This window comes from Clostridium sp., assembly GCF_051656525.1.
Lineage (GTDB): Bacteria > Bacillota > Clostridia > Clostridiales > Clostridiaceae > Clostridium.
In genome coordinates this window covers 1-1,151 of the sequence record NZ_JBOGCC010000215.1, presented here as the reverse complement: position 1 = coordinate 1,151, position 1,151 = coordinate 1, and the positions used below count along the sequence as shown (strand labels likewise).

Genomic DNA, 1,151 nt, shown 5'->3' with positions numbered 1-1,151 from the left:
CCATTAATTACCATAAGTCAATAATAATTTTGAATTTTTTTACATTCTCCCTCTTTTTGTAATTCATAAATATTTTATTGTATAATATATCCATATTTATTTAATACGAAGGAGATTCTTTTATGACCATATTAAAAACCCCAAGATTACTTTTAAGACCTTTTTTAAAATTTGATTTAAGCCATTTACATTATATTATGTCAAACAAAAAAATAGCTAACCTTGCAGGCTTTAAAGTAAAAAATACATTAAACCAGACTGCTAAGGTTTTAGCTATCTTTTTAAATGAACCCCCAAACACTATTTGGGCTATAACAAAAGATGATAACCTTATTGGTTATATTGAACTTCATAATCCCACTCCATTTAAAGAAAACTCAAAAGAATTAGGATTTATACTCTCCGAAGATTATTGGGGATTACATTTAATGCCTGAAGCAATAAATGCCATTGTTGATCATTCTATTAATTCTCTAGATATAAATACCCTAATTTGCTCCCATTTTAAAAATAATATTCAATCACAAAAAGCCATTTTAAAATGTGACTTTAAGTTTATTTTTGAAAAAGATGGAAAACTTTTTTATAAACACAAATAAGGACTAATAGCTTTTTCTATCAGTCCTCTTCTCTCCTATAACTTTATAATTATTTTCATTCCTTTACCTAATTCACTAATAACGTTAATTTCTCCATTATGAATTTTTATAATATCCCTTGCTATAGCCATACCTAGTCCTGAACCTTCTATTTTATTTTTAGTATTTGTTCCTCTGTAATATCTTTTAAATATATAATCTACTTCTTCAGCTTTAATTCCTTTTCCATTATCACTTACAATTGTATTTACTTTATTATTTGTAATATTATCATCATTTATGTTTACATTAATGATGATATTTTCATCATTATGGATTATAGAATTCATTAAAATGTTTATAAACACTCTATTTATAAGACTTTCATCTATATTTAAAATTATTTCTTCCTTTGAATAATTAAAGTTTATTTTTATATTTTTATATTTTTCATCGTTTATTATATCTATAATTATGTGCCTAATTAAGGAAACTATATTCACTTCTTTTTTGTTTAATGTTAATGAATCACTTTTTATTTTTGACCATAAATTAAGTTCTTCAATTAATGTT

2 protein-coding genes are annotated in these 1,151 nt (G+C 23.6%); one reads left to right on the top strand and one right to left on the bottom strand.

Features of this window, described 5'->3' with window-relative positions:
* Nucleotides 1–122 precede the first annotated feature (122 nt).
* Nucleotides 123–599, top strand: a complete 477-nt coding sequence (locus ACRDDY_RS10475) for a GNAT family N-acetyltransferase (RefSeq protein WP_438564898.1) — start codon at nt 123–125, stop codon at nt 597–599.
* Nucleotides 600–634: 35 nt separating this feature from the next.
* Here ACRDDY_RS10475 and ACRDDY_RS10470 read toward each other — a convergent pair.
* Nucleotides 635–1,151: sensor histidine kinase (locus tag ACRDDY_RS10470; protein ID WP_438564897.1), on the bottom strand; the 517-nt coding region annotated here is incomplete at its 5' end.

Coding starts and splice junctions, on each gene's coding strand:
- ACRDDY_RS10475 (WP_438564898.1), top strand. CDS start 123: ATGACCATATTAAAAACCCCAAGATTACTTTTAAGACCTTTTTTAAAA.